19 protein-coding genes are annotated in these 22,740 nt (G+C 64.6%); 11 read left to right on the top strand and 8 right to left on the bottom strand.

Annotated features, from left to right (window positions below; translation table 11 throughout):
- Positions 1-85: 85 nt before the first annotated feature.
- Complete coding sequence (gene hglS / locus AC5P5M_RS16425; RefSeq protein WP_111186630.1) at positions 86-1,447, top strand: 2-oxoadipate dioxygenase/decarboxylase HglS; 1,362 nt, start codon at positions 86-88, stop codon at positions 1,445-1,447.
- 107 nt (positions 1,448-1,554) lie between these two features.
- On the opposite strand, the gene scpC is transcribed toward hglS, so the two are convergent.
- Positions 1,555-3,069 (bottom strand): succinyl-CoA:acetate CoA-transferase ScpC, encoded by a 1,515-nt coding sequence (scpC, locus tag AC5P5M_RS16420; protein ID WP_128988074.1) that lies wholly within the window; start codon positions 3,067-3,069, stop codon positions 1,555-1,557.
- 318 nt (positions 3,070-3,387) lie between these two features.
- Between scpC and glnE the strand changes: the two genes are divergently transcribed.
- Positions 3,388-6,183 (top strand): bifunctional [glutamate--ammonia ligase]-adenylyl-L-tyrosine phosphorylase/[glutamate--ammonia-ligase] adenylyltransferase, encoded by a 2,796-nt coding sequence (gene glnE, locus AC5P5M_RS16415; RefSeq protein ID WP_495206156.1) that lies wholly within the window; start codon positions 3,388-3,390, stop codon positions 6,181-6,183.
- 111 nt (positions 6,184-6,294) lie between these two features.
- Here the strand turns inward: glnE and AC5P5M_RS16410 are convergent, their stop codons facing one another.
- Both AC5P5M_RS16410 and AC5P5M_RS16405 read right to left on the bottom strand, forming a co-directional pair.
- Positions 6,295-6,861: a queuosine precursor transporter gene (locus AC5P5M_RS16410; RefSeq protein WP_053520117.1), complete on the bottom strand. Its 567-nt coding sequence runs from the start codon at positions 6,859-6,861 to the stop codon at positions 6,295-6,297.
- A gap of 101 nt (positions 6,862-6,962) precedes the next feature.
- Positions 6,963-7,922, bottom strand: a complete 960-nt coding sequence (locus AC5P5M_RS16405; protein WP_459062684.1) for a mitochondrial fission ELM1 family protein — start codon at positions 7,920-7,922, stop codon at positions 6,963-6,965.
- A 126-nt stretch (positions 7,923-8,048) separates the two neighbouring features.
- On the opposite strand from AC5P5M_RS16405, the gene AC5P5M_RS16400 reads away from it, so the two are divergent.
- Positions 8,049-8,639 (top strand): malonic semialdehyde reductase, encoded by a 591-nt coding sequence (locus AC5P5M_RS16400; protein WP_053520115.1) that lies wholly within the window; start codon positions 8,049-8,051, stop codon positions 8,637-8,639.
- Positions 8,640-8,724: 85 nt separating this feature from the next.
- Positions 8,725-9,435: a YceI family protein gene (locus AC5P5M_RS16395; protein WP_074902043.1), complete on the top strand. Its 711-nt coding sequence runs from the start codon at positions 8,725-8,727 to the stop codon at positions 9,433-9,435.
- Positions 9,436-9,538: 103 nt separating this feature from the next.
- Here the strand turns inward: AC5P5M_RS16395 and AC5P5M_RS16390 are convergent, their stop codons facing one another.
- A complete protein-coding gene (locus tag AC5P5M_RS16390; RefSeq protein ID WP_111186627.1) occupies positions 9,539-9,940 on the bottom strand; it encodes a hypothetical protein in 402 nt (133 codons plus the stop codon).
- 181 nt (positions 9,941-10,121) lie between these two features.
- On the opposite strand from AC5P5M_RS16390, the gene AC5P5M_RS16385 reads away from it, so the two are divergent.
- A complete protein-coding gene (locus tag AC5P5M_RS16385; RefSeq protein WP_495206155.1) occupies positions 10,122-10,946 on the top strand; it encodes a hypothetical protein in 825 nt (274 codons plus the stop codon).
- A 16-nt stretch (positions 10,947-10,962) separates the two neighbouring features.
- On the opposite strand, the gene AC5P5M_RS16380 is transcribed toward AC5P5M_RS16385, so the two are convergent.
- Positions 10,963-11,760: a siderophore-interacting protein gene (locus tag AC5P5M_RS16380; protein ID WP_053520112.1), complete on the bottom strand. Its 798-nt coding sequence runs from the start codon at positions 11,758-11,760 to the stop codon at positions 10,963-10,965.
- Between the two features lie 59 nt (positions 11,761-11,819).
- The gene (locus AC5P5M_RS16375) at positions 11,820-12,377 is read right to left on the bottom strand and encodes a PadR family transcriptional regulator (RefSeq protein WP_053520111.1); all 558 of its coding nucleotides are present in this window, start codon (positions 12,375-12,377) and stop codon (positions 11,820-11,822) included.
- A gap of 573 nt (positions 12,378-12,950) precedes the next feature.
- Here AC5P5M_RS16375 and aceE point away from each other — a divergent pair.
- The 3 genes from aceE (at position 12,951) to AC5P5M_RS16360 (ending at position 17,960) form a co-directional block, all read left to right on the top strand.
- Complete coding sequence (gene aceE, locus AC5P5M_RS16370; protein ID WP_065175416.1) at positions 12,951-15,638, top strand: pyruvate dehydrogenase (acetyl-transferring), homodimeric type; 2,688 nt, start codon at positions 12,951-12,953, stop codon at positions 15,636-15,638.
- A 356-nt stretch (positions 15,639-15,994) separates the two neighbouring features.
- A complete protein-coding gene (locus AC5P5M_RS16365; RefSeq protein ID WP_495206154.1) occupies positions 15,995-17,080 on the top strand; it encodes an AAA family ATPase in 1,086 nt (361 codons plus the stop codon).
- On the top strand, positions 17,049-17,960 hold the full coding sequence (locus tag AC5P5M_RS16360; protein WP_495206153.1) for a hypothetical protein: 912 nt from the start codon (positions 17,049-17,051) through the stop codon (positions 17,958-17,960). The genes AC5P5M_RS16365 and AC5P5M_RS16360 overlap by 32 nt, the downstream gene beginning before the upstream one ends.
- 201 nt (positions 17,961-18,161) lie before the next feature.
- On the opposite strand, the gene AC5P5M_RS16355 is transcribed toward AC5P5M_RS16360, so the two are convergent.
- Positions 18,162-18,473: a hypothetical protein gene (locus tag AC5P5M_RS16355; RefSeq protein WP_495206152.1), complete on the bottom strand. Its 312-nt coding sequence runs from the start codon at positions 18,471-18,473 to the stop codon at positions 18,162-18,164.
- Between the two features lie 698 nt (positions 18,474-19,171).
- Here AC5P5M_RS16355 and AC5P5M_RS16350 point away from each other — a divergent pair.
- The 3 genes from AC5P5M_RS16350 (at position 19,172) to AC5P5M_RS16340 (ending at position 22,012) form a co-directional block, all read left to right on the top strand.
- Complete coding sequence (locus tag AC5P5M_RS16350) at positions 19,172-20,311, top strand: YncE family protein (RefSeq protein ID WP_495206151.1); 1,140 nt, start codon at positions 19,172-19,174, stop codon at positions 20,309-20,311.
- Between the two features lie 147 nt (positions 20,312-20,458).
- Entirely contained in the window at positions 20,459-21,373 is a 915-nt protein-coding gene (locus AC5P5M_RS16345) for an HNH endonuclease (RefSeq protein ID WP_414487754.1), read from the top strand.
- Between the two features lie 45 nt (positions 21,374-21,418).
- Positions 21,419-22,012, top strand: a complete 594-nt coding sequence (locus tag AC5P5M_RS16340; RefSeq protein WP_414487753.1) for a hypothetical protein — start codon at positions 21,419-21,421, stop codon at positions 22,010-22,012.
- A 60-nt stretch (positions 22,013-22,072) separates the two neighbouring features.
- On the opposite strand, the gene AC5P5M_RS16335 is transcribed toward AC5P5M_RS16340, so the two are convergent.
- Positions 22,073-22,549 (bottom strand): nuclear transport factor 2 family protein, encoded by a 477-nt coding sequence (locus AC5P5M_RS16335; RefSeq protein WP_180875815.1) that lies wholly within the window; start codon positions 22,547-22,549, stop codon positions 22,073-22,075.
- Positions 22,550-22,740: the final 191 nt, after the last annotated feature.

The following is a 22,740-nucleotide window of genomic DNA, read 5'->3' as shown; positions in this document are numbered from 1 at the left end:
TGCTGCTCTGCATATCGCCGCCGGCCCCGCGCTCCGGCGACAATACGGGTCCGAGCTGTTCCCCGTTCCCGTAATCGAGTGACTGATGAGCGCCTCTTTCGTTTCGCCTGATGTGATCCGCCGCCTGTTCGCCCAGGCCATGTCCCGCATGTACCGCACCGAAGTGCCGCTGTACGGCACGCTGGTGGAACTGGTGGAGCGGATCAACGCGCAGGTGCTGGCGCAGGACCCTGCATTGGCTGCGCAGCTGCAGCGCAACGATGAGCGCGGCCGGCTGGACGAGGAGCGGCACGGCGCGATCCGCGTCGGCACCGTGCAGGAGCTGGCCACCCTGCGCCGCCTGTTCGCGGTGATGGGCATGTTTCCGGTCGGCTACTACGACCTGTCGGTGGCCGGTGTGCCGGTGCATTCCACCGCGTTTCGCCCGCTCACCGGTGCGGCGCTGGCGCAGAATCCGTTCCGCGTGTTCACCTCGCTGCTGCGCCTGGAACTGATCGAGGACGAGGCCCTGCGTGCGCAGTCGGCGCAGATCCTGGCCCGCCGCCGCATCTTCACCGATGCCGCCCTGGCCCTGATCGACCAGGCCGAGCGCGATGGCGGGCTGTCGCAGCACGACGCCGAGCGCTTCGTGGCGGAGGCGCTGGAGACCTTCCGCTGGCACGGTGACGCCACCGTCGACCTGCCGACCTACCATGCGCTGCACCAGGCACACCGGCTGGTGGCCGACGTGGTCAGCTTCCGTGGCCCGCACATCAACCACCTGACCCCGCGCACGCTGGACATCGATGCCGCGCAGGCAGCGATGATCGAGCAGGGGATGGCCGCCAAGGCGGTCATCGAAGGTCCGCCGCGCCGCGCCTGTCCGATCCTGCTGCGGCAGACCAGTTTCAAAGCGCTGGAAGAAGCCGTGCATTTCCCCGATGAGCAGGGCGGTGATGCCGGCACCCACACCGCGCGGTTCGGCGAGATCGAGCAGCGTGGCCTGGCCCTGACGCCGAAGGGGCGCGCGCTGTACGACCAGCTGCTGGCGCAGGCGCGCAACAGCGAAGGTGCCGGCAGCACCGGTGGCGACTATGGCCAGCGCCTGCAGGCAGCGTTCGCAGCGTTCCCGGACGACCATGACACCCTGCGCCGCGAGGGTCTGGGCTACTTCCGCTACCAGCTGACCGAGGCCGGCCGCGCCGCGCCTGGCGGGATCGGTGACCTGCCGGCGGAAGCCCTGATCGCGGCGGGGCTGGTGGTGGCCGACCCGATCGTCTACGAGGATTTCCTGCCGGTCAGCGCCGCAGGCATCTTCCAGTCGAACCTGGGGGGCGAAGAGCAGCGCGCCTATGCCGCACATGCCAACCGCGAAGCGTTCGAGCAGGCGTTGGGCGTGCCGGTGAACGATGAGTTCGACATCTACGAGCGCCTGCAGGCCGAATCACTGGCGAGCCTGCGCGGTTGATGCGTTGGCGCTACCAGGGACAATGCAAGGGTAGCGCCGGGCCGCGCCCGGCGAAACGGCGAAGGATGCAGCGGTAGCGCCGGGCCATGCCCGGCGAACCCTATGCCTCAACCCTTCATCGTGCCCGTATCGAGCCACCGCTGGTGCCAGGACAACGCTTCCGGCAGCAGGTGCGGGGTGTGCTTGCCATAGCTCTCACGGCTGGCGCGGTCGAAGTAGTCCTGCAGCTGCGGGCGGAAATCCGGGTGCGCGCAGCGGTCGATCAGCACCTGCGCACGCTTGCGCGGGGTCAGGCCGCGCAGATCGGCCAGGCCCTGCTCGGTGACGATCACCGAGACATCGTGTTCGGTGTGGTCGACGTGGCTGGCCATCGGCACGATCGCCGAGATAGTGCCGTTCTTCGCCGTGGACGGGCTGAGGAACGCCGACAGGAACCCGTTGCGGGCAAAGTCACCAGAGCCGCCGATGCCGTTCATGATCCGCGTGCCCATCACGTGCGTCGAATTGACGTTGCCGTACAGGTCCACCTCGATCATGCCGTTCATGCCGATGCAGCCCAGCCGGCGCACGAGCTCGGGATGGTTGGAGATTTCCTGCGTGCGCATGATGATGCGCTCGCGGTAGAAGTCGATGTTCTCCTTGAACGTCTCGTTGGCCTGCGGGCTCAGCGCGAAGCCCGTGCACGAGGCATAGCTCAGCACGCCGTCGCGCAGCAGGTCGAGCATGCCGTCCTGGATCACCTCGGTGAACGCGGCCAGATCACGGAAACCACTCCTGGCCAGGCCTGCCAGCACCGCATTGGGGATGTTGCCCACGCCGGACTGCAGCGGCAGCAGGTTCGGCGGCAGCCGGCCGTGCTTCACTTCGTGCTTGAGGAAGTCGATCAGGTGCGCGGCGATCTGCTCGCTGGTCGCATCGATGGGGCTGAACGGGCTGTTGCGGTCCGGGCCGTTGGTGCGGACCACCGCCACGATCTTGTCGGGGTCGCAGCGCAGCGCGGTATCGCCGATGCGGTCGTTGGCGTTGACCAGCGGAATCGGCTTGCGATGCGGCGGCAGCGCGGTGCCGTAGTAGATGTCATGCATGCCATCGACGCCGGCCGGCTGCCACTCGTTGACCTCGACGATCACCTTCTTCGCCAGGTCCAGCCAGGTCTTGTTGTTGCCGACCGAGGTGGATGGCACCAGCGAGCCGTCCTCGCGGATGGCCGAGACTTCCACCACGGCGGTGTCGATCTCGCCGTAGAAGCCGAACCAGACGTGCTGGGCAACGTGGCTGAGGTGGATGTCGATGTAATCCAGCTTGCCTTCATTGATGCGGTTGCGCGCATCCGGGTCGCTCTGGAAGGGCATGCGCATGGCGATGCCATCGGCCTTGGCCAGCGCACCGTCCAGCTCCGGCGCGGTGGAGGCGCCGGTCATCAGCTTGATCTGGAAGGGCTGGCCCTGGGCATGCACCGCTTCGATGCGGCGCGCCAGTTCCACGGGGACGGCCTTGGGATAGCCCGAGCCGGTAAACCCGCTCATGGCCACGGTTTCACCCGGCTGGATCAGCGCGGCTGCGGCCTCGGCGGAGACCACGCGGTCGCGGAGACGCGCGTTGGCGATGCGATCAACAGACATGACGACAGTGTTTCTGGGGGGAGCCTCGATTATCGGCCATCCCCCGGCGTACGGGGGGGCTACCTTCGTGGAATGGCTTTTCGCGGGCGGGGCTATCCATACCCGCCGGTTCTGTTTTGCAGTGCAGCGTGCAAAGTCCTTTCGCAGCCCGCAGGATGGCCCTGCATCCCGACGTGGGGGAGGGAGCAGAGCCCGCTGGCAGTTCGCTGCAAGCGGGCTTTTTTATTGCCCGCTGCCCAGGATGAATGCGCGCGATGGACGGCGGCGCAGCGACTTCCCGCCGTTGGCAAAGGCGCCCGGCGCCGCGAGAATCAACGCATGACCCTCGCCCCCGCCGAACTGCCCGCCGCGCTGCAGCCCCTGGTTGATCGTGCCCTGTCGCGCCTGGCCCAGGTGGTTCCGGAACCGATCCCGGCCGACCTGCGGCCCCTGCTGACCCAACTGGCCATCGCCAGTGACTTCGCTCTGGACACGCTGGTGCGGCAGCCCGGCCTGTTGTCGCAATTGGCCCTGCCGGAGTGCCCGCCGTTGCCGGCGCCGGTGCTCGACCCGGTGCAGCCCGGCGAATGGCCGGCGCAGCTGCGGCGTTGGCGTACGGCGATGTCGACCCGCCTGGTCTGGCGCGATCTGGCCGGGTTGGATGACGTGGCGCAGACCCTGGCCGGCGCCACCGCCCTGGCCGAAGACTGCCTGCGGCTGGCGCTGGATGCCCTGCAGCAGGAATTCGCACAGCGCCACGGCGTGATCCGTGATGACGAGGGCCGCGTCGAGCAACTTGTCGTATTTGGCCTGGGCAAGCTCGGCGGTGGCGAACTCAACTTCAGCTCCGACATCGACCTGGTCTACGCCTACCCGCAGGGCGGTGAATCGGACGGACCGCGTCCGCTGGCCGCCGAAGAATACTTCGCGCGGCTCGGCCAGCGCCTGGCCAAGCTGCTGGATGAAACCACCGTCGATGGCTTCAGCCACCGCGTCGACCTGCGCCTGCGCCCGTTCGGCAGTGCCGGCCGCGTTGCGCTGTCGTTCGCTGCGATGGACCAGTACTTCCAGCGGGAGGGCCGCGACTGGGAGCGCTACGCCTGGTTGAAGGCACGTGCCGTGGCCGGTGATATCGCAGCCGGTGAGGCGTGGCTGCAGACGCTGCGCCCGTTCGTCTATCGACGCTATCTAGACTTCACCGCGCTGGACGGACTGCGCGAGATGAAGGCTGCGATCACGGCTGAAGTCGCCCGCCGCGAACTGCATGAAGACATCAAACGCGGTGCCGGTGGCATCCGCGAAATCGAATTCCTGTGCCAGGCACTGCAGCTGATCCGTGGCGGCCGCGAACCGGCCCTGCGTGAACGTCGCCTGCTGGTGGCGCTGCAGGCGCTGGTGGCGGCGGGCCAGATCGCGCCCGAAGACGGCGCATCGCTGGAGCAGGCCTACCTGTTCCTGCGCCGCCTGGAGAACCGGCTGCAGATGCTGCGCGATGCGCAGACGCATGTGCTGCCCAGCGATGCGATCGACCGCGAGCGCATCGCCCTGGGCCTGGGTTACCCGGATTGGGAGGCGCTGCGCGCTGCACTGGCCGTGCAGCAGCAGCGGGTCAGCACCGAGTTCGCTGCATTGCTGGCACCGCGCAAGGGCCAGGCGGCGCCGGATGCGCTGGCCAACTACTGGCGCAGCCTGCCGGGTGGCAGTGACGCGCCGTTGCTGGCCGAAGCCGGTTTCCTCGATGCGAACGGCGCCGATCAGTCGCTGCGCGATTTCGCGCAGAGCACCGGCGTGAAGTCGCTGTCCGACGCCGCGCGCGCGCGGCTGGACCGCGTGCTGCCGGCGCTGCTGCACGCCGCCACGCGCTCGCCGCAACCGGATGCCGCACTGAAGCGCGTACTCGGCCTGCTGCAGGCGGTGCTGCGCCGGACCAGTTATCTGGCCCTGCTGGACGAACAGCCCAGTGCGCTGGCGCGGCTGGTGGATGTGCTGGCGCGCAGCGCGCTGCTGGCCGAGCGCCTGGCGGCCTATCCGTTGCTGCTGGACGAACTGCTGGACGTGCGCGTGTCCGGCCCGATGCCGGATGCGGCCGGCATGCTGGCCGAATGCCAGCAGGCGCTGACGGTCGAAGACCCGGAAGCCGCGTTGCGCTGGCTCAACGAAACCCGGCTGGCCCTGAGTTTCCGCATGGCGATGGCCACGCTGGACGGCCGCCAGGGCGCGGTCGACAGCACCCGCCAACTGGCCGAGCTGGCGCAGGCAGTCGTGGTCACGGTGCTGGCCATGGCCGAGTCCGACATGCAGGCCGCCCACGGCGGCATTCCCGGCGGGCGCTTTGCGATCATCGGCTATGGCAGCCTGGGGGGCCTCGAACTCGGCTTCGGTTCCGATCTGGACCTGGTGTTCCTGCACGATCATCCGGCGGGCGTGGAGGCCAGCGATGGCGCGCGCGCGCTGGAGCCGGGACGCTGGTACGCGCGGCTGGCACAGAAGGTGATGGCCCTGCTCGGCGCGGTCACCGCCGCCGGTCGGCTGTACGACATCGACGTGCGCCTGCGGCCGGACGGCGGCAAAGGCTCGCTGGTCTCGTCCCTGGCCAGTTACACCGAATACCAGCGCGAACGCGCGTGGACCTGGGAGCATCAGGCGCTGGTGCGCGCGCGCGGCGTGGCCGGTGATGCCAGCCTGCTGGCCGACTTCGAGCGGGTGCGTGCGCAGACCCTGGGCCGTGCACGCGACCCCGCCACCCTCTATGCCGATGTGCTGAAGATGCGAGGGCGCATGCGCACCGAACTGGACCGCAGCGATGCCGCGCGCATCGACCTGAAGCAGGGCGCCGGTGGCGTGGTGGACCTGGAGTTCCTGCTGCAGACCGGTGTGCTCGAGCGCAGTGCACAGGTACCGGCGCTGCTGTCACCCCGCGATACGCCGTCGTTGATCGATGCATTGGCCGCAGCGGAATTCCTGCCGGTCGCCACCGCGCAGGCACTGCACGCTGCGCATGCCACTCTGCTGGATGTGGGCTTGGCCTGCACGCTGGACCGTCGCCCGCGGCTGGCACCGACCACACCGGCCATCGAAGCGGCCTGCGCAGCAATCAGTGCGGCCTGCCGGGCGGCCGGCCTGCCGTTCGGCTGATCGGCGGCGAGGCCGCCGGGCATGGCCCGGCGCTACCCGAACAGGCGCGCTGCGCCATGCCGGCGTCATCCAAACAAACGCAACGGTAGCGCCGGGCCATGCCCGGCGGAATCACCGCGCGCTTTCCGCGCGCAGCGGCGCCATCTTCCACAGCAGCGCGCGGAACGGCGCCAGCAGGCACACGCCGATGGCCAGCTTCACGGCCAGATCGCCTGCCGCCCAGCTCACCCACGGCAGGCTGGAACCGGCAAAGGCGATCGACCAGAAGATCGTGGTGTCCACCGTCGCGCTGCAGGTGGTGGCTACCATCGGCGCACGCCACCAGCTGCCCCGGCGCAGGCGGTCGAATACGGTGATGTCCAGCAGCTGCGCCACGATGAAGGCCGAGCACGATGCGATGGCGATGCGCGGCGTCGCCACCCAGACCGACAACAGCACCGCCACCGCGAAACCGATCCAGGCCACGCGCCGGGCGGGTCCCGGGCCGAAGCGGCGGTTGATCAGATTGCTCACCAGGAACGCGACGGGATAGCTGAACGCACCCCAGGTCAGCCAGTCGTTGATCGGGTACTGCACCAGCACGTTCGACAGCAGCACCACCGCGCCCATCGCCAGCACGGCCAGCACCAGGGCGCGCGGGGTCAGCGGGGCAAAAACGGGGGCAGGACGCACGGACATGGCGAGCCAGGAGGACAAGGGGAATCCCCCATTATCCGCGCGGCCAAAGGCAAATCCAAAACCACCCGTTCAGGAACACACCAGCCGTCAACGGTGGGGCGTTACCCCAATGCCAGCCTCGCCCTGACCTCGGCGGCGATGCGCGCGGTTTCGCGCAGTGGTTCGATGCGGTCGTACTGCCAGTCCAGCCAGCGTGTCTGCAATCGCCCGCGCTCGTGCAGCTGCTGCTGGAAGCGGGCGAGGCGTCCCTGCGCGGTCTCCGCCAGCGCCACCATCACCGGCATGCGCGTGGCGCAGGCTTCAGAGAGCAGGTTCACCGAATCGGGCGATACCACCACCCGGTTGGCCCAGCCGAGCAGGCCGCCATACGGATTCACCCCGTCGCCGCCGTCGCCCCAGATCACGTGCGGCAGGTCGGCGAAGGTCGCGCGCAGGATCTCGGCCAGTGCCGGCGGGGTGCGTCGCGAGGTGGTGGCCAGCAGGCTGCCGCCTTCGTTGCGGATCTGCGCGGCCAAGGCGCGGAACACACCGACCATCGCCGTTTCGTCCCACGGCGCCAGCGGCGTCGGGCCGCCGACCAGCAGTGCAGTGCGCGGACCGGGCAGGGTGCTGAAGCCGGCGAACGCGGCCCGTCCCCAGGCCAGCCAGTCGTCATCGACCGGGTTGAGGCTGCCGATCAAGGTCAGCACATTGCTGCCGCGCAGGCGATCGTGCTCGGGTACCACCACCACGTCCCAATGCCTGGCGCCGATGCGCGGGTCGAGGATCTGCACCACCTGCGTGCCGCGGGCGCGCAGCACGCGCAGCGCACCGGCGGCCTGGCGGCCACAGCCGATCGCCAGCGCAGGGGGCTCGGCAGCCAGTGCCGCGAACGCATCGCCGTAGCCGTTGGCATCCCCGGGCAGGCGCCGCGGGGTGACCCAGCGCCAGGGCGCCCGAGGCTGTAGTACCACGGGTCGATAGGTGCCCTGGCGCAGCGCCGAGGCCAGCGCGACCGCTTGGCGGACATTGCCTGCACGGCCGTCGGTGACCGTCCACGGTGCGCTCGATCGTTTCACCATTGGCATTAATTCGTTTCAGCCCTGCTGGGTGTTGCAACAGTCGCGACACTCTACACTGCGGCTGGTCGTTTCGCCCCGCGTTGCCCGCGGGCACTGACTCCCCTTCGCCGCCCTGGAGATGCACCGATGTCCCACGCGCTTGACGCCGCCGCACTGGATCAGCTGTTCCGCACCGCCCGCACCCAGAATGCCTTCCTCGACACCCCGGTGGACGACAGCCTGCTGCAGGAACTGTACGAGCTGGTGAAGTGGGGCCCAACCGCGGCCAACGCCAGCCCGGCGCGCTTCGTGTTCGTGAAGTCGGCCGAAGCCAAGGCCAAGCTGGCCCCCGCGCTGTCCGAAGGCAACCATGACAAGACCATGGCCGCACCGGTCACCGTCATCATCGGTTTCGACCTGGATTTCCACGAGAAGCTGCCGTACCTGTTCCCGCACGCCGACGCCAAGTCCTGGTTCGACGGCCCGCAGGAAGGCCGCCACGAGGCCGCCATCCGCAACGGCAGCCTGCAGGGCGCCTACCTGATCCTGGCCGCGCGCGCGCTGGGCCTGGATGCCGGCCCGATGTCCGGCTTCGACCCGGCCAAGGTCGATGAAGCCTTCTTCGCCGGCACCAGCATCAAGTCGAATTTCCTGGTCAACCTGGGGTACGGTGACCCGGCGGGCCTGTTCCCGCGCCTGCCGCGTCTGTCGTTCGACGAAGCGGCGCGCATCGCGTAAGTCGCTGTATCGGTTTCGGGCCCGCCGGTTGCGGCGGGCCATTGCTGCACCCTGTACCCACCCTACGATCCGGAGAGTTCCTCAGATGAGCGCCACCCGTAAACTGCTGCTGCCGCTGGCCCTGACCCTGGCCATTGCCGCCTGCTCCAAGCCGGCCGATACCGCTGCCCCGGCCGCTGATGCCGCCGCTCCGGCCGCCACCGAACAGCCGGCCGCCACCCCGGCTGCCGATGCTGCCGCTGCCGCGCCCGCCGCCGAAGCGATCCAGATCGCCTCGGGCACCTACAAGCTCGACCCGAGCCACACCGACGTGCTGGCGCAGTGGAGCCACTTCGGCTTCTCCAACCCGAGCGCGCACTTCGGCAACGCCGAAGGCACCCTGGTGTACGACGCCGCCGACGTGACCAAGTCCACCGTGGAAGTGAAGCTGCCGCTGAGCGGCCTCAACAGCTTCACCGCCAAGTTCGACGAGCACCTGAAGAGCGCCGATTTCTTCGACGCTGCCAAGTTCCCGGCGGCCACCTTCAAGAGCACCAAGGTGGAATCGGCCGGCACCAACAAGCTGACCGTCACTGGCGATCTGACCATCAAGGACATCACCAAGCCGGTGACCCTGGACGTCACCATCAACGGCGGCGGCGAGCACCCGATGGCCAAGGTTCCGGCCGCCGGCTTCGATGCCACCACCACCCTCAAGCGCAGCGATTTCGGCGTGGGCGCCTACGCCCCGAACGTCAGCGATGAAGTGAAGATCCGCATCACCACCGAAGCCACCGGCGAGAAGCCGGCCGCTTGATGCACCCCGCTCACTCGTCGTGAGAAGGCAGAAGGCCCGCTGCGAAGCGGGCCTTCTTTTTTAGCGCCGGGAACGCGCGTTGGCCGCTACCGGGTACGTGCGCTCAGCGCAGCGCGCCCAGCCACGCTGCACACGCCTCGCTCGGACTCTGCTTGGCCTTCACCGTCATGCCACTCAACCGCACGAAGGTCTGCGCGGCCTGCGCCACCACCTGACGTGCGATCAACGCGGCCTGCCTAGTCGCCGCCTGCTGCTTGCGCAGCTGCACGATATGCACCGACGGCCGGCCCACCGGCGCGTACTTCTGGTCGCGGCGCAGCACATCGGCCACCTGCGCCACTTCGTACTCGGCCTGCAGGAACCGGTGTTCGGCGTCCAACAGATCCCGCAGCGGTGCACGCAGGGCGGCCGGATCAGCGAAGGCCGCCAGCGCGCCATCACAGGCGGCGTCGTCGTTGAAGCGGGAGCGCAGCGCATCGACGCCGGCCAAGGTCAGTTTGCCCACAGGGGCCTCGTTGCAACTGGAAAGGAGCGCGATTGTCGCATCTGCCCGGGTCGATCCGATGCCGGCGTCATGCGCCGCTCCGTGGGACAAGGGGTCTGACCCCGTGGCATGGGCCGAAGAGCCACCGAGGGTGAACCCGGTCCTACAATCGCCTGCTGTTTCATCCACGGAAGGTAAGGCCATGCAGGACGTGCAGTACTGGTTGAACGAATTCTGGGCCGGGTTGAGCGTGCTCGATCTGGCAGTGGGCAGCGTGCTGGGCGCGCTGCTGGGCCTCATGGTCGGCCTGGCCGGCTGGTACGCGCTGCGCCGCCGCGGCTGGTTGCAGCGGCGCAGGCGCTGGCATCACTGGCTGCTGGCCAGTTACGCGCTGCTGTTGCCGCTGGGCACCGCCTTCTTCGGCCTGCAGCTGGGTTTCACCGCGGGCGCTCACCGCGCGCTGCTCCAGCAGATGGACCATTTCCAGCCGCATCTGCAGACGCTCGTGGCCCAGTGGAGCCACGGGTTCACCGACTCGCTTGACGACCCGCGCATGCGCGATGCGCTGCAAAGCGAAGGCACGGTGGGCGATGTGGCCGAAGCGGTCGCCTCGGCCTACCTCAGCGAACACCCGCTGCCGGTACTGGATCGCCTGGGTGACGGCGTACTGGCACGCGCCAGTGGCTGGGTGATCGGCAAGGTGCGCGAAGGCGTGCTGCGCGGCCTGGTGGAAGACACCCTGGTGGACAAGGCCGGTGTACTGGGCGTGGAGCCGACGGTGGTGCGCGAAGCGCTGACGATGCGCGTGGACGAACTGCTGCACACCCGCGGCGTGTTGCGGCTGGTGAAAGCGCAGATCAACGGCATGATGCCGGGCGTGTACTTCGGCCTGCTGCTGCCGTGGCTGGTCGTTGTGCTGCTGATGGCGCTGGAGATCTGGGCCGCGCACCGGTTCGGATGGCGACAGCAACGCATCCCGGTGGCTGCCTGCTGCAGAGCCGGGCCATGCCCGGCTCACGCAGATTGAGGCCAGCGCGGCGCGCTCAGTCGCCGTCGGTATCGTCCGGGTGCGCCTTCCAGTAGCCGGTCGAGCGGATCCAGTCGCGCGGCACGCCCAGATGGCCTTCGATGAACTTGCGCATCATCCGTGCGCGACGCGATTCGGTGGCGATCCAGTAGAACGTGTCGCCCTCCGGTGCCTCGAAGTCGGTCAGCATGTCTTCCAGCAGCGTGCTGCTGGCCGCCGGGAAGCCATTGCGCTCCAACCAGTGAATCTGCACGTTCTCGTACTGCGGCAGGTCCTGGCGCTCGGCTTCATCGCTCACTTCGATGAAGGCCTGCACCTCGGCGCCCTCCGGCAGCACGTCCAGCCAGCGGGCAATGGCCGGCAGCGCGGTTTCATCGCCAATCAGCACGTAGGCGTCGTAGCTGTCGGCCACCACGAACGAGCCGCGCGGGCCGCCGATCACCAGCGTGTCGCCCGGCTGCGCCCGTTCAGCCCACGGCCCGGCAATGCCCTGGTCGTGCAGCACGAAGTCGATGGCCAGTTCGCCGGCGTCGTGGTCCCACCAGCGTGGGGTGTAGTCGCGTGCCGGAGACGGCTGCTTGCCGTCCGGGTAGCTGCGGCCTTCGGCCGTCAGCACCGGCAGCACCATTTCGCCGCTGGCGTTGGGGAAGAACAGCTTGATGTGGTCGTCGGCGCCGGGCGAATCGAAGCCGGCCAGATCATCGCCGCCCAGCACGACGCGGCGCATGTGCGGGGTGACCACCTCGGTGCGCAGCACCGTCAGTTCGCGGAATCTCACATCCAGGCGCAGGCGCGCGTTGTGATGCTCAGTCATGGGAATACCTGTAAAGGTGTCGCGCAGGGGGCGCGGCGTAGGGGGAGACCTGGCTGGAGTCAGTCTGGCTGGGTCGTTGAAGAGGTGGGCTCGCTACCGGTGGTGCCGTTGATCAGTGCCGATGCCTGCGACAGCAGCGCCGCCACCTGCTCGGCCTCGCCTTCGGCCCAGCGGCCGTGGTGATGCACCAGCGCCCGCTTGAAGTCACGCAGGGCGCTGGCCAGCGGCGGCGGCAGCGATGCCTTGGTGATCTCGCGGGCGCGGTCGAAGGCCCGTCGCTGGGCCAGGCGCACCTGGGTGCGCTGCACCTTCAGCTCGAACTCGCCGGCGGCGGTGATGCGGAACACCCGGCGGCCATCCACTTCCTCCGATGCCACCCAGCCGGCCTGCTCGAAGCTCGCCAGCAGCGGGTACATGGTGCCGGCGCTGGGTGTGTAGGCCTGCAGGAACTGGTTGCTGATCAACTGCATCAGCTCGTAGCCATGGCGCGGTTGCTCGCCGATCAGGGCCAGCACCAGCAGACGCAGGTCGCCCCGGCTCAGCACGCGTGGCTGGCCATGGCGGCGGGGCACGGCCGATTCGCTGGAACGGGTTCTGGGGGAAGGGGAACGGCTCATTTCGATATATCGGTAACGAGTATCGAAACGATATATCGATAGGGCAGGCGCCGGCAAGCGTCGATCCGGCCACAACCGTGCCGCGTTTGGGCCACGTACACAGAAAGGGCGCCCTTGCGGTGCGCCCCGGGGACCACTGTGGAAGGGAGCGAGGCAGCCAGACGGCGGGCCGTTGCGGCAGTGCCAACACTCGCCGTCACCTTGCGCGGCAGGCGCAGCCCGGTCCAGAGCCGGGCGCGACACCGCATCAGTCATTCAGCTGCGGTGCCCCCGGCGTAGGCCCACACGCGGTCGGCCGTGCCCTACAACGGTCATCGCCCTGGGTAACACTTCGTTCTGCACATGCGCCAGGCGGGCAATCGCGACGTGTCTGAAGCGGTCCGAGGCCCGCCGCAGCGGCCTGCAGCGCGCCTGCTGGCCCGCCGAAGACAGGCGGGACATGCCTTGCGGACACTGGCTGCATGCGTCCATACGCCAGCGTAGCCAAGTGACGAAAGCCCTTGGTGCGCTACACTTTGCGGTCTAGATATCTATACAACAGTCGCGCGCGTGCGTGCGGTTATGGGAGCGCTAATGAACTGGTTGAACGAGGTGCTGAACAACGACCCGAATCCTGTGGAAACCCAGGAGTGGATCGAGTCGTTGAAGGCCGTTATTGATGTCGAGGGCTCCGAGCGCGCGCATCAGCTGCTGGAAGGCATGGTGGAGCTGACCCGTCGTTCGGGCGCCTACCTGCCGTTCTCTCCCACCACCGAATACGTCAATACCATCGAGCCGCAGTTCGAGGCCAAGAGCCCGGGCAATGCCGAGCTGGAATGGCGCATCCGTTCGATCATCCGCTGGAACGCGATGGCCACCGTGGTCCGCGCCAACCGCAAGCCGGGCGACCTGGGCGGCCACATCGCCTCGTTCGCCTCCGGCGCCACCCTGTACGACGTGGGCTTCAACCACTTCTGGCGCGCCCCGAGCGACAACCACCCCGGCGACCTGCTGTTCATCCAGGGCCACAGCGCCCCGGGCATCTACGCCCGCGCCTTCCTGGAAGGCCGCATCAGCGAAGAGCAGCTGGACAAGTTCCGCATGGAAGTGGACGGCGGTGGCCTGTCCTCGTACCCGCACCCGTGGCTGATGCCGGACTTCTGGCAGACCCCCACCGTGTCGATGGGCCTGGGCCCGCTGGCCGCCATCTACCAGGCGCAGTTCATGCGTTACCTGGAAAACCGTGGCCTGATCGAGAAGTCCGACCGCAAGGTGTGGTGCTTCATCGGCGACGGCGAGTCGGACGAGCCGGAAACCCTGGGTGCCATCGCCCTGGCCGGCCGTGAAGGCTTGGACAACCTGATCTTCGTGGTGAACTGCAACCTGCAGCGCCTGGACGGCCCGGTGCGCGGCAACGGCAAGATCATCCAGGAACTGGAAGGCGTGTTCCGCGGCGGCGGCTGGAACGTCATCAAGCTGCTGTGGGGCGGTTACTGGGATGCCCTGCTGGCCAAGGACACCAACGGCGTCCTGAAGAAGCTGATGATGGAAACCGTCGACGGCGAATACCAGAACTGCAAGGCCTTCGGCGGCGCGTATACCCGCGAGCATTTCTTCGGCAAGTACCCGGAGACCGCCGCGATGGTCGCCGGCCTGTCCGACGACGACATCTGGCGCCTCAACCGCGGTGGCCACGACCCGCACAAGGTGTACGCCGCCTACCACCAGGCCGTGAACACCAAGGGCATGCCGACCGTCATCCTGGCCAAGACCGTGAAGGGTTACGGCATGGGCAGCGCCGGTGAAGCGCTGAACCCGACCCACCAGACCAAGAAGCTGGACGACGAAGCCGTCAAGCATTTCCGCGACCGCTTCAACATTCCGGTGACCGACGAGCAGCTCAAGGACGGCCAGGTGCCGTTCTACAACCCGGGCCCGGACTCGCCGGAAGTGCAGTACCTGCAGGAGCGCCGTGCCGCCCTGGGTGGTTACCTGCCGCAGCGCCGCCGCAAGGCTGACAAGAGCTTCAACGCACCGAAGCTGGAAACCTACGAGCGCCTGCTGAAGAGCAGCGGCGAACGCACCTACTCCACCACCATGGCGTTCGTGCAGAGCCTGAACATCACCCTGCGCGACAAGGAGCTGGGCCCGCACATCGTGCCGATCGTGGCCGACGAAGCTCGCACCTTCGGCATGGAAGGCCTGTTCCGCCAGATCGGCATCTACGCGCCGTTCGGCCAGAAGTACAAGCCGGTGGACGCCGACCAGCTGATGTTCTACCGCGAAGACCAGAGCGGCCAGGTGCTGCAGCAGGGCATCAGCGAGCCGGGCGCGATCAGCTCGTGGATGGCCGCCGGTACCAGCTACTCGGTCAGCAACGTGCCGATGCTGCCGTTCTACATCTACTACTCGATGTTCGGCTTCCAGCGCGTGGGCGACATCGCCTGGCAGGCCGCCGACATGCGTACCCGCGGCTTCCTGCTGGGTGGCACCGCCGGCCGCACCACGCTGAACGGTGAAGGCCTGCAGCACGAAGATGGCTTCAGCCATCTGGTGGCCGGTGGCATCCCCAACGTGCGCAGCTACGACCCGACCTTCGGCTACGAAGTGACGGTGATCCTGCAGCACGGCACCAAGGCGATGATGGAAGACCAGGTAGACGAGTACTACTACCTGACCCTGATGAACGAGAACTACGCCCACCCGGACATGCCGGAAGGCGCAGCCGAGGGCATCGTCAAGGGCATGTACCTGCTGACCGACGCCGGCAAGCCGAAGAAGGGCGAACTGCGCGTGCAGCTGCTGGGTTCGGGCACCATCCTGCGCGAAGCCATCGCCGCCGCCGAGCTGCTGGACAAGGACTTCGGCGTGACCGCCGATATCTGGAGCTGCCCGAGCTTCAACGAACTGCGCCGCGACGGCTTCGATGTGGAGCGCCACAACCGCCTGCATCCGGAAGGCGAGCAGCGCAAGGCCTACGTGACCGAGTTGCTGGAAGGCCGCCAGGGCCCGGCGATTGCCGCTACCGACTACGTGCGTGCGTATGCGGACCAGATCCGCGCGTTCGTGCCGATGTCGTACACGGTGCTGGGTACGGATGGTTTTGGTCGTTCGGATACCCGTGCGAACCTGCGTCGCTTCTTCGAGGTTGACCGGTACTACATCGCGCATGCCGCGATTGCGGCGCTGGCGAAGGAAGGGAAGATGACCGCGAAGGATGTGGCCCGGGCGATCAAGCAGTACAAGATTGATCCGGAGAAGGCTAATCCTGTTGGGGTTTGATTTAGAAACGACGATGAGAGATAAAGGAAAGGCGGCCTAGGTCGCCTTTCTTCTTTTGGTGATCGCGCATATGTGGATGTGGAAGACAAAGAGCCGGCAGGCGAAGGATGGCCAGAATGATAAATAGATACCCCCCCGCGAATTACATACGGCGGGTCGAAATAGACGACCTCTTTGGTGAAGCCAATGTAAAGCTTGTCGCTCCATGGATGTCAGATCCAAGGATTCTGGTCCTATATGGAGACAACGGAACCGGAAAGACGACAATATTGAATATTGTTCGAAGCCTAATCTCTAGTGAGGCAGCCGGTGGGCATAGAAGTAGACTCTCCGAAATTCCATTTTCTCGAGCCTGCGTGCACTTGGAGGGAGGCGGATATATTGAGGCAAAAAAGAAAGATGGATTGACCGGTCCGTATGATCTTTCTGTTCGAGCTTCGAGGAATTCTGAGTCAGTTCATTTTTATATAAAGCTCAGAAACGGACAGGTTCAGCATGAGTATATGGGTAAGGATGGGCGGAGCAGATTTAACTCTCTGCTGTCTGAAATAGAATCAATAATACCGTCGGTGGTTTATCTAGATGACAAGAGAACTTTCTCTGGTTCACCTCGTCAAAGTAGATCTGTTGGCCGTACGATTTTGGATGGACGACTGTTTCGGTCTGTAGAAGAAGTGGAAGGGAAAGGGGACGACCCAGTTACGCAGTGTATTGAAGAGCTAACGAATGCCGTTCGTCGAGAAGCATTTATTCTCTCGAATAGAGGTAATAAGGATGCGCAATCAATTTATACGGATTTGGTGAAGGGGTTTACTTCATTCCCGGAATCAAAAGTGGATGGTTCCATTTTTGAAGTCACGAGTGTGCTGGAGAGCTTGGAAGAGAAGAGTAATTATTTTTCTCGATATGGACTTGCAGCAAAAATAGATCATCGTGAAATGATCGAGGCGTTGGAGGATTCGCCTGAGTGGAAGAGGGTTTTTGTTAACTCCCTCGTCGGGCCTTATGTGAAGACACTTTCGGCCAGGCTGGGAGCTGTCGAGGCTCTTCACAGGAAAATTGATATATGGGTAAACAGTCTTAATGATTTCATGGTCTCGAAGTCATTTGCATTTAGCGTCGGTGAGGGCGCTGTTATTAGCTCGGCTTCGGGACGGAAACTCTTTGCATCATCACTGTCTTCCGGTGAGCGACACCTCATTCTCCTGCTGACCAAAGCCTTTCTCCTGGGAACAAAAGGAGGAGTAATGATCGTGGATGAGCCGGAGCTGTCACTTAATTCATCTTGGCAACGAAGACTGATTGGAAGCTTGTTGGATATGTTTGCTGGCGGCGGATGTCAGTTGATTGTTGCTTCGCATTCTCTTGAAATCTGCAGCCAATATGAAAATCAAATAATGGAGCTTAGGGATGAGTGGGGCACGGAAGAGAAAGATTGGTGAATTGGTTTTCTATTACAGGCGGAACGCTGATAGCTACGGGACGAAAGATCTGTTCGTAGAGGGTGGCAGCGACAAGCTTCTTATGGATCGGTACTTTTCCGCTCGAAATGTTTCGGATAAGTTTAGTCGAGTTGCTGTCTATTCGATGGATAGCATAGATTTCTCGGGAACCGATTTCTCCACGTTTGGACTCCCCGCGCCATCCGCGCGAAGTTGCGTAATCGCCCTAAGGAAAATTCTGGGCGATTCGGGGGCGAGCTTAAGAAATCTAGCATTTCTAGTAGACAGAGATATTGAGGATGTTCGCCCAACTCCTCATGTTAAAGATATTCTTTTGACGGATTCTGGCGCGCTGCCGGTTCATTTGTTTGATAATAATGCCGAGGAGCGAATTTGTGGGCTGATTCTCGATGGAAGAATTGATGTTTCTGTCTTTAAGCGATCTGTCAATAAGATCTGCAGGGGGGTGTATACAGTTCGCGCAGCCGCTATGGTGAAGCATGCGCCCGCCCGGATAGTATCTCCGAAGGGGTTTATTCGCGGTGATGTGGCTGCAGGCTATGATCTTGATGTTGAAGGCTATCTGGCGCGATGTCTTTACGCGGGAGGCTGTCATGAACGATATGATGACGTTTATAAGGCCGTCGGGGAGATTGATCTCCTTCTAAATGGCTTAGAACTGAGGCCTTTCTCCTTCATAAATGATCACGACCTATATGTGACGCTAAAAGAAATCTTTGATCTGGCGGGTGATAAGGCGAATCGTTCGGCTAAGGATATCGAGGGCTTAATACTGATGACATATGACCACTCTGAGCTTGAGCGGCATAAACTATTTGAAGGGTTAGATCGTTGGCTTTCCGTGGGTCCCTCGGTCTAGTCGATTGTATGTTTCTTGAAGATGCTTGTTTTTAATATGTGTTTTTTTTGATCGCCTGGTATTTTGGGTTGTCCCGTGCAAAAAATTCCAATAGGTTGGTGGCGTTTCCGAGTGATTCGGGGTCTGAATCCAAGAGATTGGTCGCTAGCCATGCACCTGCAACCGCTCAGTAACCTGCGCAGTCAACGCCACACAAGCCATCTACAACCCCTCCATCACCCGATCCCCCACGTATTCCTCGGGCGCGCCATTCTGCCGCGTGCGCTCCGCAGCCAGCATCAGCTCTGCCACCACGCGCAATCCCGCCAACGCGCAATCTGCATCCGCCAGTTGAAGACAACGCCCAGGCAACTGATGCCGCTCGGGCCACGGCTGGCCATCCGCGGCCGCACCCTTTCCGATGCGGCGCAGGGTGGAGACAAATCCGTTGGGATCGGTGGGTGCGTCGCGCTCGGGCTCGGTATTGGCCGGATCGTACTGCGCGTGCAGGGAACGGAAATCCGATTCGTTCATGGCAATGCTCCGTACAGGACAGAAAGCAACGCCACCGATGGAGGTGGCGGGACGGTGCGTGGCTCGAAAACCGGGATGATGTAGCGTCATTGAACCGGCGAGTCCTGAGACTCCCACGCACCGCCCGCCATGAAGGCCGACGGATTGCCAGCCGGCACCCCAAACGAGGTGCCGACTGGCAAGCGTAAACAACTGACGCGTACATCATCTCGGGTTTTCGACGCCCGGCCACCCGTTGTCGGTGGCGCGCCAATCTGCTCACGCCTGCGCCCTGAAATCCAATTGGAATTTGCGGAGGAAACACGCAGTTCCACAGAGCGGAACTATTGTCGCAGATGGCCGGCGTGCCGTATGCGACGACAATCTCCGCAATCGAACTTCAAGGAAGCTTTCTGCGACAGGAAAGATCGTAATCAGCCTGTGCGCCCGCACAGAACGCAACCGCCTGCCGATCGCGCAGGGCCTTCCGAAATCCTCCGTCCACACCGGAATGGGGCCATCGTCACCGCCCCACAGCCGAAAAGGCGAGCCAAAAGCGACACTCCGGCCGTCGTCCTCGGCGCCACGTCTCTCCCCAGCCTGCTACCATTCCCCCGCAACCCAGCCAGCCCACCCCGCGCAGACACACCCGGGGCGGGCCGTCGCCGTACGGCCCAGCGAGCCAGGACACCCTTCCGTGCCCTTTCAAGGATGCTCGCATGTTCCGTCATTCCGCTTTCCGCTCGGCCGCCCTGGCCCTTGCCATCTCGCTCAGCGTCGGCGCCCCGGCGGCCTTCGCCGATAACGCGCCCGCCGCCAGCACCCCCGCTGCCGTGCAGCGCCAGGCCATCGCCAAGGGCCTGTACGAACTGGCGTACAGCCCCACCCAGAACGCCGTGTTCGTTGCGTCATCCGGTGGCTTCGGCGATGACGCCGGCCCGTCGCAGGTGCTGCGCCTGAACCCGGCCACGCTGGCCGTGGAAACCCGCATCCCGCTGGAGCGCAAGGCGTTCGGCGTGGTGCTGGATGACGCCCACAACCGCCTGTACGTCGGCAACACCGTTGATACCTCGGTAACCGTGGTCGATACCGCCCAGAACAAGGCCATCGGCATCGTGCAGCTGATGGAGAAGAAGGTCGGCAAGGACGGCAAGGCCGCCTACACCCACGACCTGCGCGAGCTGGTGGTCGACAGCCCGGCCAACCGTCTGTACGTCACCGGCCATTCCAGCGAAGGCAGCGTGCTGTTCGTGGTCGATACCACCACGCTGAAGGTGATCAACACCATTCCGGGCTTGGGCAACGCCAAGGCGCCGGGCCTGGCGCTGGATGCCGCCAACAAGCGCGTGTATACCAGCAACCTGCTGGCCGACCTGGTGGTGGTCGGCACCGACGACAACAAGGTGGTAGCCCAGCACAAGATCAGCGCCGAGCAGCCGATGAACATCGCACTGCACCCGGACGGCAAGCGCCTGTTCGTGACCGACCAGGGCTCGGAGATGATCCGCAGCTACATGACCAAGAGCAGCGCGGGCTTCACCAGCAAGCACCCGGGCCAGCGCGTGCTGGTGCTCGACCGCACTACCGGCAAGGAACTGGCCAGCATCCCGACCGACGCCGGCCCGCTGGGCATCCTGCTGGACGCACCGCGCAAGCGCCTGTACGTGACCAACCGCGACGGCGGCACGGTGACCGCGTACGACAGTGACAGCTACCAGAAGGTGGCCACCTACCCGGTGCCGACCCACCCGAACAGCCTGGCGCTGGATGCCAAGAACAACGTGTTGTACGTGAGCATCAAGAACGGCGAGAAGGATGCCAAGGACGCGAACGAGAGCGTGGCGCGCATCCAGTTGTAAGCGCAACACGCGATAGGTCAAAGGCAGAGGCAGGGCGATCCCCTGCCTCTGTTCCTTTGGACGAAATCGTGCCGATTACGACATTGCTAGGTAGTATCCCGTCAGGCGGCCAGGAGGCTGCGTCATCTGGACGAGACGGGGGCAGGAATGAGGTATTGGTGGGTCAATCAAAAGAAGACGTTCGACGCATCGTTCCAGGGCGGCTTTCTGTGGTCCCCAAAGAAAAAGAAGGGCGGGTACTCCAGTCCCTTCTATGACCATATGACGCAGGTCCAGCCCGGCGACATGGTCTTCGCATTTGCGAACAAGCGGATCAAAGCCCTTGCGGTGGTAACGGACCCGCACCACTCCCAGGACCGACCAGACGCGTTCGATGTGCCGGATAGTGAGTGGGGCAAGGACGGTTGGGCCGTCCCTGTGACGTACCGCCTGCTCGAGGCACCGCTGCTGGTGAGCGAGCATATGGATCGTCTCGATCCTCATCTCCCGGACAAGTATTCGCCCCTCAAGCGAAACGGCAAGGCGAACGAGGCGTACCTCTGCCCGGTGCCGCAGCGCATGGCAGATGAACTCCTAGCACTGATGAGGGTTGATGTTGATGAGGTGTCGCAGTGGCGGGAGGACGTGCCGATCAACCGCGCTATCGAAAAGATTGAGAATGATCGCGAGCTCTCGGTAACTCAAAAGAAGCAGTTGATTACCGCGCGCCTGGGACAGGGGAAGTTCCGCAACAACGTGAAGGCCATTGAGCTCAGGTGCCGCGTCACGGGAACCAGTGATGTCAACTTTCTTATCGCAAGCCACATCAAGCCGTGGGCGGATAGTGACAACGCCGAGCGTCTCGATGGCAACAATGGCCTAATGCTTGCGCCGCATGTCGATCGACTATTCGATCGGGGGTTTATCTCGTTCGATGACGAGGGTGGACTTATCGTGAGCCCCAAGTTGCCCGCAACGCTGTTGCAGGATTGGTCGCTCGAGCAGCGACGGGCGCAGCAGCCGTTCAATGCAGCGCAGCGGCGGTACCTCGACTACCACCGTAACCGGCGGTTCCAAAGGTAGAACGAGAGCTCGGCACCGCTGTTTCGCATCTCAGGGAGATAACGCATGGATGGCATCATCAATCGACTGGTGGACTTGAATGGTGGGCAATTGCTCTTCCCACTCATCTTGTGCGCTATCGCTGTTCTGCTGTTCAAGTGGATTGCAAGTAATGCGCAGTCGAAAGGTACATCGCGAAAGGAGTTCCTTGAGCTATTTCAGCGTGCGGATGGCAAGGACGACCTTTGGCTCTCCGTTGCTGTGCGACATCACTTTGGCGCCTATCTGCCGGTGTCGCTGATTAAGGAACTCTCCCGGTTGGACCAGCCGGCGCGCGCAATCATGGAGATCGCTGATGCGTGGGAACTCATCGATCTGGACGACACCACGGGTGAGCTGACATGGCGCCATCGGCGGCATTCCACTCCACAACGAAGAAGGTATCTCGCTTGCGCATTCATGGCGGGCTACTGCATTACGGCCATGGTGGCCATGCTACTGGCGTACTTCTTGCTGGTCGGCGATTTCTCGCTGCGTGCATCTGCCCCGTACTGGCTATGGGTTGCGATTGCTGGCGTGTTGGCGGGGTGGTGCCTCCATCGGTACCTGCTGTTCAGTGCAGGCAGCGCAGCGATTGAGCGTTGGCTCGGAATGACCTGAGGCCGCCACTCAACTGCTGGGGTGGATCGAAGGGGCAGGCCTGTAAGCGCCCCCCAAACCTCAATCCACCCCGCGGTGGTCATAGCTGATCACCCGCTCCACCTGCCAGGTGCCGTCCACGCGTCGCCACACCTGCACGAAGCGCGCCTGCCCCACCCACCGCTCCACACCGTCCTTGCCGCGTTCGTAGAAGCGATGGTCGCCCATCTCCAATGCACGCTCTTCGTGCAACGGGAACACCTGCAGCGAACGGTCCACCAATTCGCGGCGCAGGCGCCAGCCGCCCTGGCGCGCGCTGTCGCACATGCGGGCCACGCTGCGCCGGAAGTCCTCGCGGCTGCTGGCCGACTTGCCGTCCTTGTCGTGGAAGAACTCCATGTCCTCGGTGGTCATCGCCGCGGCCCGATCGGCATCGCAGGCCTCGAACGCCACCGCGAACAGCTGGGTATCGGCCTGGCGGATCTGCTCGCGCAGGGTATCGGACGGGGCAGGGCTGGCGGCAAGGCCGGCGGCGAGCAGGGGCAGGGCGAACAGCATGGCGCGTCTCCGTGGATGTCGGGCGCACATTGGCACGCTGCGGGGGCGGTCAGCGCACGGGTGCGACGAAGCCGCGTCTGCCGGGTACGAACGGCCGGATTCCGGGTGCGGGTGCCGGGCGCCAGGCGTGTAGGGCATGTCATGGCGCGGGCGGATTCCCTCACGGTCGCCACAGGCGCCGCTGCCTAGGC

The sequence above is a fragment of the Stenotrophomonas sp. YJH_SMC_106-19 genome (genome assembly GCF_059368375.1).
The sequence above is the reverse complement of the archived record's forward strand: the minus strand, read 5'-3'. Positions and strand labels throughout refer to the sequence as shown.